Origin of the sequence: Pseudonocardia lutea, from assembly GCF_042658055.1 — a bacterium.
In the GTDB taxonomy this organism is placed as follows: Bacteria; Actinomycetota; Actinomycetes; order Mycobacteriales; family Pseudonocardiaceae; genus Pseudonocardia; species Pseudonocardia lutea.
On sequence record NZ_JBHSQK010000108.1, the window covers coordinates 1 to 14,450 of the forward strand.

At 76.3% G+C, this 14,450-nt stretch carries 13 protein-coding genes; 3 read left to right on the top strand and 10 right to left on the bottom strand.

From position 1 onward, the window contains the following. Positions 1 to 299 precede the first annotated feature (299 nt). Positions 300 to 686, top strand: coding sequence for a cold-shock protein (locus ACFQH9_RS29850; protein ID WP_379571541.1), 387 nt, complete (start codon positions 300 to 302; stop codon positions 684 to 686). A 104-nt stretch (positions 687 to 790) separates the two neighbouring features. Here ACFQH9_RS29850 and ACFQH9_RS29855 read toward each other — a convergent pair whose 3' ends face one another. The 7 genes from ACFQH9_RS29855 to ACFQH9_RS29885 are packed head-to-tail and all read right to left on the bottom strand — an operon-like array spanning position 791 to position 8,892. Beyond that, positions 791 to 1,114, bottom strand: a complete 324-nt coding sequence (locus ACFQH9_RS29855) for an EthD family reductase (protein WP_379571398.1) — start codon at positions 1,112 to 1,114, stop codon at positions 791 to 793. A 26-nt stretch (positions 1,115 to 1,140) separates the two neighbouring features. After that, on the bottom strand, positions 1,141 to 2,001 hold the full coding sequence (locus ACFQH9_RS29860) for an endo alpha-1,4 polygalactosaminidase (RefSeq protein ID WP_379571400.1): 861 nt from the start codon (positions 1,999 to 2,001) through the stop codon (positions 1,141 to 1,143). Next, positions 1,998 to 2,663: a spherulation-specific family 4 protein gene (locus tag ACFQH9_RS29865; RefSeq protein WP_379571402.1), complete on the bottom strand. Its 666-nt coding sequence runs from the start codon at positions 2,661 to 2,663 to the stop codon at positions 1,998 to 2,000. Before ACFQH9_RS29865 ends, ACFQH9_RS29860 begins: the two co-directional genes overlap by 4 nt. Further along, the gene (locus tag ACFQH9_RS29870) at positions 2,660 to 4,132 is read right to left on the bottom strand and encodes a hypothetical protein (RefSeq protein WP_379571404.1); all 1,473 of its coding nucleotides are present in this window, start codon (positions 4,130 to 4,132) and stop codon (positions 2,660 to 2,662) included. Before ACFQH9_RS29870 ends, ACFQH9_RS29865 begins: the two co-directional genes overlap by 4 nt. Next, positions 4,129 to 5,895 (bottom strand): GT4 family glycosyltransferase PelF, encoded by a 1,767-nt coding sequence (gene pelF / locus ACFQH9_RS29875; RefSeq protein ID WP_379571406.1) that lies wholly within the window; start codon positions 5,893 to 5,895, stop codon positions 4,129 to 4,131. The genes ACFQH9_RS29870 and pelF overlap by 4 nt, the downstream gene beginning before the upstream one ends. After that, entirely contained in the window at positions 5,892 to 7,931 is a 2,040-nt protein-coding gene (locus ACFQH9_RS29880) for a hypothetical protein (RefSeq protein ID WP_379571408.1), read from the bottom strand. Before ACFQH9_RS29880 ends, pelF begins: the two co-directional genes overlap by 4 nt. Before the next feature lie 4 nt (positions 7,932 to 7,935). After that, positions 7,936 to 8,892: an NAD-dependent epimerase/dehydratase family protein gene (locus ACFQH9_RS29885; RefSeq protein ID WP_379571410.1), complete on the bottom strand. Its 957-nt coding sequence runs from the start codon at positions 8,890 to 8,892 to the stop codon at positions 7,936 to 7,938. 299 nt (positions 8,893 to 9,191) lie between these two features. On the opposite strand from ACFQH9_RS29885, the gene ACFQH9_RS29890 reads away from it, so the two are divergent. After that, entirely contained in the window at positions 9,192 to 9,836 is a 645-nt protein-coding gene (locus ACFQH9_RS29890; RefSeq protein ID WP_379571412.1) for a class I SAM-dependent methyltransferase, read from the top strand. A 48-nt stretch (positions 9,837 to 9,884) separates the two neighbouring features. On the opposite strand, the gene ACFQH9_RS29895 is transcribed toward ACFQH9_RS29890, so the two are convergent. The 3 genes from ACFQH9_RS29895 to ACFQH9_RS29905 are packed head-to-tail and all read right to left on the bottom strand — an operon-like array spanning position 9,885 to position 13,109. Next, positions 9,885 to 10,382, bottom strand: a complete 498-nt coding sequence (locus ACFQH9_RS29895; RefSeq protein WP_379571414.1) for a DUF2771 family protein — start codon at positions 10,380 to 10,382, stop codon at positions 9,885 to 9,887. A gap of 10 nt (positions 10,383 to 10,392) precedes the next feature. Then, entirely contained in the window at positions 10,393 to 12,258 is a 1,866-nt protein-coding gene (locus ACFQH9_RS29900) for an MFS transporter (protein ID WP_379571416.1), read from the bottom strand. A 56-nt stretch (positions 12,259 to 12,314) separates the two neighbouring features. Continuing rightward, positions 12,315 to 13,109 carry a glutaminyl-peptide cyclotransferase gene (locus ACFQH9_RS29905; RefSeq protein ID WP_379571418.1) on the bottom strand — a complete coding sequence of 265 codons (795 nt, stop codon included), beginning with the start codon at positions 13,107 to 13,109 and terminating at the stop codon, positions 12,315 to 12,317. A gap of 70 nt (positions 13,110 to 13,179) precedes the next feature. On the opposite strand from ACFQH9_RS29905, the gene ACFQH9_RS29910 reads away from it, so the two are divergent. Then, a complete protein-coding gene (locus tag ACFQH9_RS29910) occupies positions 13,180 to 14,391 on the top strand; it encodes a DUF3027 domain-containing protein (RefSeq protein WP_379571420.1) in 1,212 nt (403 codons plus the stop codon). Positions 14,392 to 14,450 lie beyond the last annotated feature (59 nt).

A 14,450-nucleotide genomic window follows, 5' to 3' on the forward strand; every position in this document is an offset into this window, starting at 1 on the left:
CACCAGGCCGCCGCCGTCCGCAACGCCTGACCCCGCCAGACCCCTCGCACGTGGCCGTGGCCGTCGGAGCGCCTTCGCACTCCCGGTGACGGTGGAGCGCACGGGCGCGCCGCGCGCGGGTAGCGACGAAGGACGGTGCGCGGGCGGGGCGACGCGACTAGGCTGGGGGACAGCGCGTCCCGGTGTCGCTCGGCGAGCCCACCACCCGTGTGCGGCGGACCAGGGAACCCGGGGCGCGTTCGTCGTGCGCGGGGCGTACGGCGGGATGTGCGGTGCCGAACGAGGAACGGGTGAGCAGGGTGCCGACCGGCAGGGTCAAGTGGTACGACGCCGAGAAGGGCTTCGGTTTCCTCTCCCAGGACGGGGGCGAGGACGTCTACGTCCGCAAGGCCTCGTTGCCTGCGGGTGTCGACGCGCTCAAGGCCGGGCAGCGGGTCGAGTTCGGCATGGCCGAGGGCCGGCGCGGGCCCCAGGCGCTGTCCGTGCGCCTGGTCGAGGCGCAGCACTCCGTCGTCGAGGCCAAGCGGCGCCCGGCCGAGGAGCTGCACGGCCTGATCGAGGACATGATCAAGCTGCTCGACGCGCGGGTGCAGCCGGACCTGCGCCGCGGCCGCTACCCCGACCGCAAGACGTGCAAGCTCGCGGCGGAGGTGGTGCGGGCGGTGGCCCGGGACCTGGACGGCTGAGCCGGCCGAGCCGGCCGAGCCGGCCGAGCCGGCCGAGCCGGCTGATCGTCGTGCGCGGTGGGAGGTGCCGGAGCGCCAACCCACCGCGCACGGGCGGGCAGGGCTCAGCCCTCCACCGGCTCACCGAGCGCCACGGTGAGGTTCACCCCGAACCGCTCGATGATGTCGCCGGCGCACTGCCGCATCGCGGCCCACTCCGGCGACTGCGTGCTCTTCTCGTACGCCTCCTTGTCCGGGAAGGACATGATCGCGATCCGGTAGGTCGCGGGTTCCGCGCCCTCCAGCCCGTCGGACGTGCGGGTCGTGACGATCGAGGACAGGTGGGGGACGGCGGAGGCGCGCGGCACATGGGTGGCCGCGTAGTAGTCCTCGAAGGCCGCCTCGTCCTGCGGCTGCGGTGCCGACCAGAACGCGTAGAGGGTGTACATGCCCCCTGCTTAACAGACGTTCGGCGTCACGGGCAGGGTTCGCGGGGGACGGTGAGGTCGCGGGGCTTGCGGATCGACTCGAAGCCCCTCGCCGTGGTCTCCGCGCAGAAGGCCGACGTGCCCAGCCCGTACTCCACGTGCAGCACCGGCTTGCCGGCCCGGACGAACGGCTCGAGCTTGGCGCACTCGTCGTACTGGGCGCACTGCTCGTTGACGGCGAAGTCGAAGTCCGGCTCCAGGTCGGCGACCTGGTCGAGGTCGTTCTTCAGCCCGATCGTCAGCGACCGCTCGTGCGCGAGCCGGGCGACGAGCCGGTTGTAGGTCAGCTGGTCCTCGGACGTGAGGTCGAAGCCCGAGTCGTTGGTCCAGCCGTCGACGTTGTCGGCCTCGATGCCGTCGAAGCCCTTCTCCCGGCACAGGTCGAAGCGGCTCGCGAGGAACGGTGCGAGCAGGTCCGTGCGGCGGACGTCGTACCAGAACTCGCCGGGCCAGTCCTCGAGCTCGGTGCCGCGGACCTCGGCGGGCAGCGCGGCGGAGTCGGCGCGCCAGTCCTCCGAGGCGCCGACGTTGACGTAGCAGATCACGGTCCGACCGCGCGCCTTCAGCTCCTCGACCACCGACTCGGGCGTGTCGAAGAGGTCGACGACGAAGGTCTTCGCCGGCACGGAGGTGTCGACGCGGCCCTGCAGCTGGTACTGCCACCGGGTGTCGCCGCTCGCCGCCGACTCCGGGGCCGACTCCGGGGCCGACTCCGGGGTCGCCTCGGGGGCGGGCCCCGACCCGATCGAGCACGCCGCGGACACCGCGATCGACGCCGCGACGCCCGCCAGCCTGCGCAGCATCCGCACGACCGCCGCCCCTCCTCCACCGGGGCCGGGCGCGTTCACGCGACCACCGCCGCCGCGGCGGGGCGCGGCATCCCGTCCCACGGGTTGGGGAGCCTACGGTCGGTGACATAGCCGTGGTCGACTCCGGCGCGGCGCATCCACGACCGGGTGTCCTCGATCATCCCGACCGGTGCCCCGTGCACGAGGTGCCAGGTGCGGGCCCGGCGCGTGCCGCGCTCGACCGGCCGCTGCGCGCGGTAGGTCTCCCACGATCCCTCGAAGGTCACGACGACGTCGGCGATCTCCAGGTACCCCTCGTCCGGGCGCACGCCGGGGTTGAGCAGCAGCGGCCCGAGTCCGGCGGCGCGCAGCTCGGCCGCCAGCGCGGTGTAGGCGGGCAGGTGGTCGCGCCCGGAGGGCACCTGGTCGGCGAAGACGCCCCGGACGCCGTACCGCGCGGTGTACGCGCGGGCCTCCGCGACGATCTCCCCGGCGGGCCGGGTGCCGTACGCCGTGTCCACGTACCCGGCCACGACCACACCGGGGACCTCGGCCAGCGCGTCGCACACCCGCCGGTACGCCGGGTCCGTGCCGGTGCCGGCGCCGGACGCCGGGTTGATCACCACGATCCCGACCGTCCCGGCCCGCGCCGCCGCGCTCAGCGCGGCCCAGTCCGCCGCCTCCCGGTCGGGGTGGAAGTACGCCGGAACCCCGTCCCTCATCGGTGGTGCACCGGCGTGCCCGCGTGCCGGCGCACCAGGACCGCGTGCACCACCAGCAGGACCGTCGCGACGGCCGCCTGCCAGAGGATCGCCGTGACGTCGCGGACGTCGTGGTCGGCGAGGAGCTGGAAGGCGAGCAGCGCCGCGACCGCACCGCCGGCGGTCCTGAGCACCGTCTCGATCCGGCCGAGCAGGTTGAGCACCATGCCGGAGAAGACCGCGGTGCCCAGGATCAGGTAGTCGACGCCGAGGACGACGTACCGGATGTCGTCGAGGTCGAACAGCGCCGCGCTCAGCCCGCCCAGCGCCACGGTGATCGCCGCCAGCGCCGCGGTGAACTGGAGGTGGGCCCGCAGCATGGCCCGGCGCATCCGGCGGGCGAACTCCGCGGTGGTACCGGAGGCGGCGAGCAGCCGCGCCGCGGCCGCCCGGTGGTCGTGCAGCAGGGTCTCCGCCACGCCCATGCCCAGCACCAGCGGCAGCGCGGCGAGCGTGACCGACAGCGGCAGTGAGTCGTAGTTGCTGACCACCAGCTCGAACAGCGCCGGGTACAGCACCAGGACCGCGATCATCAGCCCGTAGGCGACCTGCAGGACCGCGTCGACGTAGGTGGTGCGCGGCAGCGGCTGCTTCGGGCGGGCGGCCCGGCGGGTGGCGAGCACGGCGAACACCAGGGCCAGCACCACGGTGGCCGCCAGCCAGCCGAGCTCCCAGCCCCGCCCCGGCTCGGCCGGTCCGGCGAGCGGGGCCGCGATCTCGCCGTCGACCGTCCCGACCACCGCGCCGACGCCGGCGGGCACGAGGGCGATCAGCAGCCGCGCCTCGTTGCCGGTCATCAGCAGGGTGGCCGCGGACAGCAGGTAGATCGTCTGACCGACGAGCAGGGCCACCGTGCCGAGCGTGACCTGCATGGTCATCGTCCAGACCAGGGACCCGAAGACCGCGACGACGGCGACCACGGTCGCCGCGGCGGCCCCGGCGAGGATCGCGCGGCGCAGGAAGCGGTGCGCGGCGGGCACGTCGAGCGCACCGAGGTAGGACCAGGCGAGGTAGCTGACGCCGTAGCCGAGCGCCCAGCTCAGCGCGAGGCCGCCGAGGAGCAGACCGGACTCGACGTGGTCGCCGGCCGGGAGCAGGGCCAGCGCGACCAGCGCGGGAATCGCGTACAGCAGCCCGCGGACGTGGAACCAGCGGCTCGCGCCGGGCCCGTGCGCGAGCGCGAAGGCCGGCGGCGGGTCCGCCTCCGGCTCGGTCCGCGGCCGCCCCGCGGTGGCGACGCCGGCGTACTCGGCGAGGGCGAACACGTCCCGCGCGCCGTAGCGCTCCCGGGCGACGCGGTCGTTGATCCCGACGCTCTCCAGGGTCACGGCGACCTCGGCCGGGTGGGTCGCGCTCGTGGCGGCCTCGGCGAGCTCGGGCGCGAGGCGGCCGGCCCGTCGCGGACCGGGCACGAAGGGGGTGCGGCTCATCCGGCCTCACCGACCCGGACCCGCTCCTCGGAGGGCCGGGGCGCCGGCGGCCGCACCGGCCCGCGCGGCTTCCCGGCCGGGCGCTGGGCCTGCGCGGGGATCCGGGGCCGCGGCGCGACCGGGCTGATCCGCGCGGTCGGCGGGTCGAGCTGCTCCGGGACCCGGGCGAGGCGCGAGGTGGGCGGGTCGACGGGCTCGTGCGCGCCGACCGCCGCGATCCGGGAGGTCGGGACCTCCACGGGCTCGGAGCGGGCGGCCCGCGGGACCGCGGCGATCCGGGTGGTGGGGACCTCGACGGGCTCGGCCGTGGCCGGCACGGCGGGCTCGGGGGCCACGGCCGGGAGCGGCCGGCGCTGCGCCAGCGAGACGTAGACGGACCGGAAGCCCTCCGCGAACTTCTCCAGGGTGAACAGCTCGAGCGCGCGCCGGCGGCCGCGCGCGGCGAGCTCGTGGCGGAGCTCGTGGTCGCGCAGCAGCCGGACGCAGGCGGCGGCGAAGGCCGGCGCGTCGCCCGCGGGGACGACCAGCCCGCCGTCGCCGACCGCCTCGGCCATCCCCCCGACGTCCGTCGCCACCGTGGCGCGCCCGGACATCGCCGCCTCGATGATCGTGAGCGGCAGCCCCTCGGACCTGCTCGACAGCACCACGAGGTGCCCGCGGCGGAACGCCTCGGACACCGGCGAGACGGGGCCCTCGAAGGTGACCGCGTCCCCGAGGCCGAGCTCGGCGACCCGGGCCTCGCAGCGCCGCGCGTAGTCCTCGTTCCCGGCCGGGACGCCGCCGAACAGCCGCAGCCGCGCCGCCGGGATCGCCCGCCGGACCTGCGCGAACGCCGTCACCAGCAGCTCGACGTCCTTGAGCGGGTCGATCCGGCCGACGAACGCGACGGTGGGCTCGGCCGGCTCCTCGGTGAGCACCGGCAGCGCCTCGGGGTCCACGCCGTTGTGCAGGGTGCGGACCCGCTCGGGTGCCGCGCCGCCCTGCCGGGCCCAGCGGCCGTTGAAGCCGCTGACCGGGGCGACGAGGTCGGCGTGGCGGTAGCAGAGCTCGGTCAGCCGCAGGAAGAACCGGATCTGCGCGGCCCGGGCCGCCCGCGAGTCGCCGCTGCGGCGGATCGCCAGCATCCGCTCCCGCAGGTAGACGCCGTGCTCGGAGAGCAGCACGGGCGTGCCGTGGGCCCACTTGGCCAGCAGTCCCATCAGCGCGCCCGGCCCGTTGGCGGTCGCGTGCACCAGGTCGGTCTCCAGCACCGGCATGCCGAGCGGGCGCAGGAAGTGCTCCATCAGCTCGGTGACGGCCAGGGCGTCGCCGACCGACAGCGGTCCGGTGTCGGCCCCGCCCCGGTGCCGGGCCCAGACGTCGACGAACAGGTCGACGGCCCGCTGCCCGCGCAGCAGCGGGACCAGCGGCGTCTCGGCGGCGAGGGCGTGCAGGGCGCGCACGGCCGACTCGAAGCCGGCCGCGGCGTGCGGGCCGTCGTCGCCCAGCATCGCCTCGAGCAGCTCCTCGTAGGCGATGGCGAAGCGCGACGCGAGCGCCCGCGGCACCCGGCGGGCGCGCGGCGGGGGCGCCCACAGGCCGATGCGGCGGACCGCGGTCACGTTGTCCGGCACGGTGAAGACCGCCGGCTCGCGCCCGGACCCGGACAGCGCCACGACCTCGAACGAGACCTCGGGCAGCCCGCGGATCAGCTGTTCGCACCAGCCGCTCACGCCGCCGGACTGGATCGGGTAGGTGCCTTCGGTGACGAGGGAGACCCTCATCGCTGCTCCTCGCTCGTGGTGGGGCCCGTACCGGGGCCGGGAAGGGTGAGGGTCCGGGCGCCGTCCACCGGGAACCAGCCGGAGCGGACCGTGCCGTAGGCGTCGCCGAACTCGGCGGGGGCGCCCTCGAGGCGGGTGCCGGGCGGGGCGGTCAGCGGGACGTCCACGTGGCCGTCCGTCGCGACGGTGACCACGCCGTCGAGCACGTAGGCGGCGACCCGGCCCTCCGTGACGGCCCGGGCGAACGCCGCCCGGCCGTTGAGCACGTCCCGGGTCGCGGTCATGGTCGGGACCAGCAGCGGCCGGTCCTCGGTGAACAGCGCGCGGTAGTCGCCGAGGACGCGCTCGAGGATCGGGTAGAGCGTGCGGTCCTCGGTGAGCTGCGGCTGGTGGACGTAGTGCGGGCGCGGGTCGTTCGCCAGGACGTGGCGCAGGGCGAGGTCCGCCTCGGCGGGCACCACGACGTCCCGGAACCCGGTGACCGGGTCGGCCGGCGGGATGCAGCTGCCGTCGGCCTCGCAGGTGCCGTCGCCGCCGTCGGCCCGCGAGGTGGAGATGAAGTTGTACTGGTCGACGGTCTCGGCCTCGGTGGCGGTGTTGAAGTCCAGGTTGATCGGGTGCCGCGGCACGGTGTTCGCGCCGCCGACCATCCGCTGCTCGGGCTCGGAGGAGGCGTCGGAGGCCAGGGTGAGGATGCCGGTCTCGTCGAGCGCCCCGGAGAGGTTCGGGTTGTCCTCCGGCATCCGCGGCGGCTTGGCCAGCCCGCCGTGCTCACCGGTGACCAGCTCGGCCTCGTCGATCGGCAGCCCGTGCCGGCGGGCGAAGTCGATGTTGAGCCGGACCTCGTCGGCGATCGTGCGCTCGCCGACGAACCGCGTCCAGCCGAACAGCGGCACCTCGTCGCACTCCCACGGGGTGACGGAGAAGTCCCGGATGCACCCGAGGTACAGGTGCGACCAGGTGTGGTTGATCCAGCCGAACTCGTCCTTGGCGGCGACCAGGGCCTCGGTGAGCGGGTCCGCGGCACCGGGCGCCGCGGCGACGCTGCCGCTGCCGTTGTAGGCCATGTCCATGCGGAAGCCGTGCCGGCGCTGCCAGTCGACCGCGTACGCGACGTCCTCCGCGGTCATCCGGATCAGCGGGCGCGGGCCGATCTCCGGCGGGCAGTCCGAGCCGGAGGTGCAGTTCGCCTCGGGGACCCAGCGCGCGTTGGGCAGCAGCACGTCGTCGATGTGCACCGCGAACCACGCGCGCTCGAGACCCAGGTGGACGCCGCGGGTCAGCCAGCGGATCATGCCCGGGGCGAGCACCTGGAACTGCGACGCGCCCGTCCGGTAGCCGGCCGTCAGCACGAGCTCCTCGCGGCCGCCGTCGGAGCGGATGCCGGCGACGGTGAGCCCGCGCGGTGCGCCCGGCGCGTTCACGGTGACCAGGGGCCGGACACCCGGCAAGGCCCGGCCGGCCTCGGCCCAGCTGTCCGGGTGCGGGCTCGGGTCCTCGAACGGGACGGGCCCGCGGGCGTAGCCGAACTCGGCGCCCAGCGCGTCGGGCGTCAGCCGGCCGGACAGGCCGTCGAGCGCGCCGCTGAACTCGGGCCCGGTGGTCCCGGCGGCGGGGCCACCGCCCGCGAGCGCGGAGATCTGCCGGACGTCGAAGCGGCGCTCGAAGGCGTGCAGCGCGGCGAGCTCCGCCGCGGACAGCTGCCTCGGCGCCGGACCGGGCAGCACGACGCCCTGGAACTTCGCGCGCGGCCGGCCGTCGACCCGGTCGGCCAGGAAGGCGGCGTCGATCCGCGGGCGGGCGGGATCGGCCAGGTCGACGACCTGCACCGGCACCCCGGTCGTGTCGAGCGCGTCGTGGAAGGCCTCGACCTCGCGGGACCCGTCGGTGACGACGAGGACCTGCAGGTCGATCCGGGCGCCGGTGGCCGCGGGCCGGGCGGCGGCCGGGGTGAGGCCCGTGACCAGCAGGGCGGCCACGAGCAGCAGGACGGAGACGGCGAGGCCGAGCGGCCGCCGCTTCGCTGCGAGGAACACCGGTCTACAGGCTCCGCATCCAGTCGAGGGTGTGGCGCAGGCCCTCCTCGAGCGGGGTCGGCTCCGGCAGGCCGAGGTCCCGCCGGGCCTCCCGCACGTCGAGGCAGCTGCGCGGGACCTCGCCGGCCCGGGCCGGTGCGAGGACCGGCTCGGCGAGCGCGGGGTCCGCCCCGGCCGCGCGGGCCACGGCCGCGAGCAGCTCGCGGATGCTCACCTCGCGCCCGGTGCCGACGTTGTAGACCGGCCGGAGCGGGCCCTCGGCCGCGGCCGCCGCCAGGTTGGCCGCGGCGACGTCGCCGACGTAGACGAAGTCGCGGGTCTGCGAGCCGTCGCCGAAGACCGTCGGGCGGCGGCCCTCCAGCACGGCGTCGCAGAAGATCGCGATCACCCCGGCGTCGCCCTTCGGGTCCTGCCGCTCGCCGTAGACGTTGCCGTAGCGCAGCGTCACCACGTCGAGGCCCTTGGCGCGGCGGAACCAGTCGGCGTAGGTCTCGACGGTGCGCTTGCTGAGCCCGTAGGCCGACAGCGGCTCGGTCGGGGCGGTCTCGGGCGTCGGGACCGGGGCGTCCGGGCCGTAGATCGCGCCGCCGGTCGAGGTGTTGACCACCCGGCGGGCGCCGGCCGCGTGCGCGGCGGAGAAGACGTTGACCGAGCCGACGACGTTGCGCCAGGCGTCCTCGCCCGGATCGGCCATGGAGGCCCGCACGTCGATCTGCGCGGCGAGGTGGAACACGACCTCGGGCCGGAAGGCGGTCACGGCGCGGTGCAGCGCGTCGGCGTCCCGGATGTCGATCTCGGCGAGCTCGGCGGCGGCGCCCGGGCCCTTCAGGTTCTCCAGGCGGCCCCGGCTGAGGTCGTCGACGACGAGGACCTCGGCGCCCCCCGACGCGAGGCGCTCCACGACCGACGAGCCGATGAAACCGGCTCCACCCACCACCACCGCACGCGTACTCGCGGCCACGAATCCCCCCCGGGTCGCTCGACTCGGCTGTCCGGTATATGCCTTTCAACCGGTTCAGCCCTCTCTATCCCCATCGGGCGCTACGCGCGCTCTGTTACGACTTGGATTTCAGGTACGTCCGTCCGGGGTTTAGTTGTAGGCCGGTTGATGCAGTAGAAGACCGAGCGGAGTCAGGGAGTACGGCCATCCGGGCCGCGCAGGTGCAGGCGTCCGGCGCAGGATCGACCGTGGTCCGTCGCTTTCGCGCGAGAAATCCGCTCCATGCTGCGCGATCGGCGCGGGTGAGGGATCGTCCGACCATGACCTCCGGGACCAGGCCGGCCCGTTCCCGCGACCGTGCGGACGGCCGGGCGTTCCTCTGCCGGGCGGTCCGCCGCCCGCACCTCTTCGGCTCACCGGCACCCTCCGGCGCGCCCCTCGGCACGCAGGTCGCGAACCTGCTGCCCGACTCCGGCACGCCCACCGTCGTCGTCGAGCTCGGGGCGGGCACCGGCGCGCTCACCTCGCGCATCCACCAGCGGCTGCCCGCGGGGTCGCGGCTGCTGGCGATCGAGCTGGACGAGGTGCTCGCCGCGCACCTGGCCGCCCACCTGCCCGCGGTCGACGTGCGGCAGGGCGACGCCGAGCGGCTCCCGGCCCTGCTCGCCGAGGCCGGCATCGCGCGCGCCGACACCGTCGTCACGTCGCTGCCGTGGACGCTGCTGCCCGGGCGCCGGCGGGACGCCCTCCTGGACGCGGTCGCCGGCGCCCTCACGCCCGACGGGTTCGCGACGGCCATCGTCACCCGGACCGCCCTGCCCGGCCGCGTGCGCGAGCTGCGCAGCGCCTTCGAGGCGCGGTTCGTCGAGGTCACGACGTTGCCGACGGTGTGGCGCAACCTGCCCCCGGCGGCCGTGCTCGTCGCCCGCCGGCCGCGCGCCGCGCAGATCGCCGACGCGTCGTGACGACCGCCGCCGCGCGGTACGGGGCCTGAGCGCCGGTCCGCCCCGGGGTCACTGCCCGGCGACGAGCACCCAGGTCGCGCGGGCGGGGTAGTCCAGCTCGCCGGTGTCGGGGTTGGCCACGGGCGCGGCCCCGAGCAGCTGCACCTGCGCCGTGCCCAGCACGTCGCCCGGCTCGGGCAGCGTGAGGGTGTAGCTCGTCTGCGCCTTGGGCGCGAAGACCGGGCTGCGCCCGTCCGTGCGCTGGCCGTCCGGGCCGGTGTAGGAGAAGACCACCGACCACGGCGCCTCGGAGACCTCGTCCGGCACGGTCACCTCGACGGGGGTGCCGGCCGGGACGGTGAGCCGGGCCTGGGCGGCCTCGTCGTTGCTGCAGTCCTTCATCCGGAGGTCGCAGAACTGCGCGGGTCCGATCGTCTGGCTGGCCGCGCCCGCGGACCAGGTGACCTGCGGTTTCGCGTCGCTCCCGCACCCGGCGAGCGCGAGCGTGGCGCTCAGGGCGGCGGCGAGGGGAAGGGCGGCGCGCAGGCTCCGGCGGGTCCGGGACACGCCGTCCAGCCTACGGAGGTCCGGGCGCGGCGCCCGAGCCCGCCTCCGAGCCCGCCTGCGACCCCGCCTGCGACCCCGCCTGCGACCCCGCCTGCGACCCCGCCTGCGACCCCGCCTGCGACGCCGTCGTCGACCCGGCCTGCGACCGGGTGCCCGACGCGGCGGCGCCGCGCCGCTCGGGCAGCGGCTCGCGCAGGCCGAGGCCCGGCACGAGCGTGCGGCCGCGCCAGACGAGCGCCGCCTGGATCCCGACGACGGCGACCACCGCGGCCACGACGCCGAACCCGAGCCGGAAGCCGGTGTGGGGGAGCAGCACCCCGAGCGCGCCGCCGGACACCCAGGACAGCTGCAGCACGGTCTCGGACCGGCCGAAGGCCGACGCCCGGGACTCCTCGGGCAGGTCGCGCTGGATCACCGCGTCGAGGCAGACCTTGGCAAGCGCACTGCCCGTGGCACCGACGAGACCGACGATCGCGGCCGTGAGGATGCCGGGGAGCACGGCGGCGACAGCGGCCGCGGCACAGGCCGCCGTCACACAACCGAGCACCATCGCCTCGGCCCGCCCGAAGTGGATGCGCGAGCCCACGCCGTTGCCCAGGAAGGACCCGGCACCGGCCGCCGCGCCGACGATGCCGATCAGGTAGAGCTGCTGCGCCGCGTCGCCCTGCGCCTGCTCCTTGACGACGAACGCCACGAACAGCGTGAGGAACCCGGTCACCACGCGCGCGGCGCCGTTGCCCCACAGCGCGACGACGACCGAGCGCCCCACCGGGCGGCGGCGCGGGCGGCGCGTGCTGCGCAGCCGGGCCGGCACCTCGCCCGCCGTCACCTCCACCCACCGCGGGATCCGGGTGCACAACAGCGCGCCCACCACCCCCAGCCCGGCGGTGTAGTAGAGCGCCCCCGGCGAGCCGAACAGGTAGGCCACCCCGCTGGCGATGCCGCCGAACACCGCCCCGGCGATCAGCCCGAAGGTGGTCAATCGGGAGTTGGTGGTGGCCAGCGTGATGCCCTCGGGCAGCACGCGCGGGGTCACCGCGGCCTTCAGCACGGTGAAGGACTTGCTGAGCACCATCGCGCCGAGCGCGGCGGGGTAGAGGACCCAGTTGTCGTAGTTCAGTGCCATGACCACGGCGAGCACGGCGCGGCCGAGCATGGCCACACCCAGCGCGGCCCGCCGGCCGCGCTGCAGCCGGTCGAGCAGCGGCCCGATCACCGGGGCGACCACGGCGAACGGGGCCACGGTGATCAGCAGGTACAGCGCGACGTTGGTCTTGCTCTCCGCCGACGCGGCGGCGAAGAAGAGGGTGTTGGCCAGCGCGACGGCCACGGCGGCGTCGACCGCGTAGTCCATCATCGAGGCGTAGGTCAGCGAGGTCAGGCCGGAGCGGTCCGCGCCGTCGGCCGTGGCCGCGCGCCGGAACGTGTTCACCGCCGCCCCGGTGAGCTGACGGCTGCGCAGTGCGGCGACCCGGGTGACCGTCAGCTTCTTGGGCATCCGCGGCGGCGGGGCCTGCGACCGCTCGGTCCGCTCACGCTCCTCGGGCTCCGGGGTGGGGCCCGGGGTCGGCCCGGCCGCGGCACCCGTGCGGGGATCGGGCCCCGGGGACGGGGCGGACGGGGCCTGCTCGATCCACTCGGCGAAGCGGCTCGGCTGCTCCGGACCCGGCTCGCGGCGGTACTGCGCGGGGTCGTAGTCGGGGTCGTCGTGCCAGGGGTAGCGGCGGCGCACGGTCGGGACGTAGGGCGGCGGGTCCGGCCGCGACCCCGGCTGCGGCTCCGGCTGCGGCTCGGGGCGCCGGTGGGGGGCGCCGTCGGCGACGGCCCAGCGGCGCGCGCGACCGCCCCACCGACCGGTCCGGTGATCGCGCGCCATGCGCTCATTCTGCCCGCCGGAGCGGGCCCGCGCGGGCGTCCGACGCGGTGATCACGTCACCCGGGTAGCCGGACGCGGAACGCGGCGGGCCAGAGCTTGCCCGTGAGGAGGTACTCGTCGCCGGTGAGGTGGGCGATGCCGTTGAGCACGTCCGTGTCCGCCCGGCGGGCCGGGTCGAGCAGCCCGGACGCGTCCACCACGGCGGTCACCGCGCCCGTCGCCGGGTCGATCCGGACGACCCGGTCGGTGCGCCACACGTTCGCCCACACCGCGCCGTCGACGCACTCCAGCTCGTTGAGCTCCGGCACGGGGGCGCCGTCGAGGGTGACCGCGACCGAGCCGGTCTCGGCGAAGGTGCCGGGGTCGTGGAAGCGCAGGCGGTCGGTGCCGTCCGAGCGGACGAGGCGGTCCGGCTCGGCGCACAGGCCCCAGCCCTCGCCCTCCAGCGGGACCTGCCGGCGCAGCGTGAACGTGGCCCGGTCCCACTCCAGCGCCACCCCGTCCTGCCAGGTCAGCTGCCAGATCGAGGAGCCGACGACGGTGATCCCCTCGCCGAAGAGGTCACCGGGCAGCGGGACCGCGCGGCGCACGGCGCCGGTCGACGCGTCGAGCTCGCGCAGCTGCGAGCGGCCGGCGAGGCCGGTGCCCTCGTAGAGGGTGCCCGGGTCGTCGGGAGAGAGCTCCAGGCCCTGGGTGAAGGCCGCCGGGTCGTGCGGTTCCTCGGCCAGCACGACGGGGCGGACGGCGTCCGCGGGCCCGGGCGGGGCGGGCGGGGTCGCGGCGGCGCAGGCGGCGGCGCCCGTGGTCACCGCGGCCACCGCCGCGACCAGTCCCAGCAGCACCCGGCGCACCGCCCGATCCTGCCCCAGGCGGCCGGGACGGCCCACCGGCGCGCCGCGCCCGGGTGGCACAATCGACCCGATGAGCGCGATCACCGGGATCGACCCCGAGACCAGCCCGGCGGACGCCCCTGCCGTGCCCGGCGCCCTGGCCGGGGCGGTCGAGCACGCCCGCACCGCCGCCGTCGAGGAGGCCTCGGCGGACATCGGTGAGCGTGCGGGTGCCGCCGCCGTCGGCGAGCACCTCGGGTTCGTGGTCGAGGACGAGGTCTCGGTGAGCCACCACTTCGCCGCCGACCTCGCCGGGTACCGGGGCTGGCGCTGGTCGGTCACGCTCGCGGCCGTCGGGGACGGGCCGGTGACCGTCAGCGAGGTCGTGCTGCTGCCGGGCAGGGAGGCGCTGGTCGCCCCGGCCTGGGTGCCGTGGCAGGAGCGGATCCGCCCCGGCGACCTCGGCCCCGGCGACCTGCTGCCCACCGACCCGGACGACTCGCGCCTCGTGCCCGCCTACGTGGAGTCGGACGACCCGGCGGTCGAGGAGGTCGCCGTCGAGGTCGGGCTCGGCCGCACCCGGGTGCTCAGCCGCGAGGGCCGGCTCGAGGCCGCCGAGCGCTGGCGGGAGGCCCGCGGCCCCGGCTCGGACCTGGCCCGCGCCGTCACCGAGGTGTGCGGGACCTGCGGGTTCTTCACCCCGCTCGCCGGTTCGCTGCGCGCCGGGTTCGGGGTGTGCGCCAACGAGTACTCGCCCGCGGACGGCTCGGCCGTCTCCGTGGAGTTCGGGTGCGGGGCGCACTCGGAGCTGCGGGTGGAGCAGGGCTCGCCGGTGCACGTCGCCGCGCTGGTCTACGACGACGGGGTGGACCTGGAGCGCGTGCCCACCGGCCGCGTGGGCGGGGTCGGGAAGGACCCGGCCACCGAGCCCGGGGCAGGACGCGAGGCAGAGCCCGCGCCCGTGTCCGCCGAGGGTTCCGATGCCGAGGGGGAGGCCGGCGCGGGGCCCGCCGAGGCCCCGCCGAGCGAGGCGCCCGCCACCGAGGCCGCGACCGCGCAGGCCGCCGACTCCGGGGTGGTCGTCGAGGAGCCGGCCGGTGAGGAGTCCGGCCGGGAGGCCGTGCTCTCCCCGGCGGCCGAGGACGCGCCCGCCGCGGTCGCCGACGCCGCGGACGCGCCCACCGCCCCGGCCGCCGTGACCGACTCGGACGAGGCGGTGGAGGAGGTCGCCGCGCCGGACGAGCCGGTCGACGGCCCCGCCGAGGCCGAGGCCGCGCGCGGCGACGAGGGCGTGACCTCCTGACCGGGGCCCCGCCCCACCTCCCCGGCACGGACCCCTTCGGCACGGCCGCGCTCCGCACC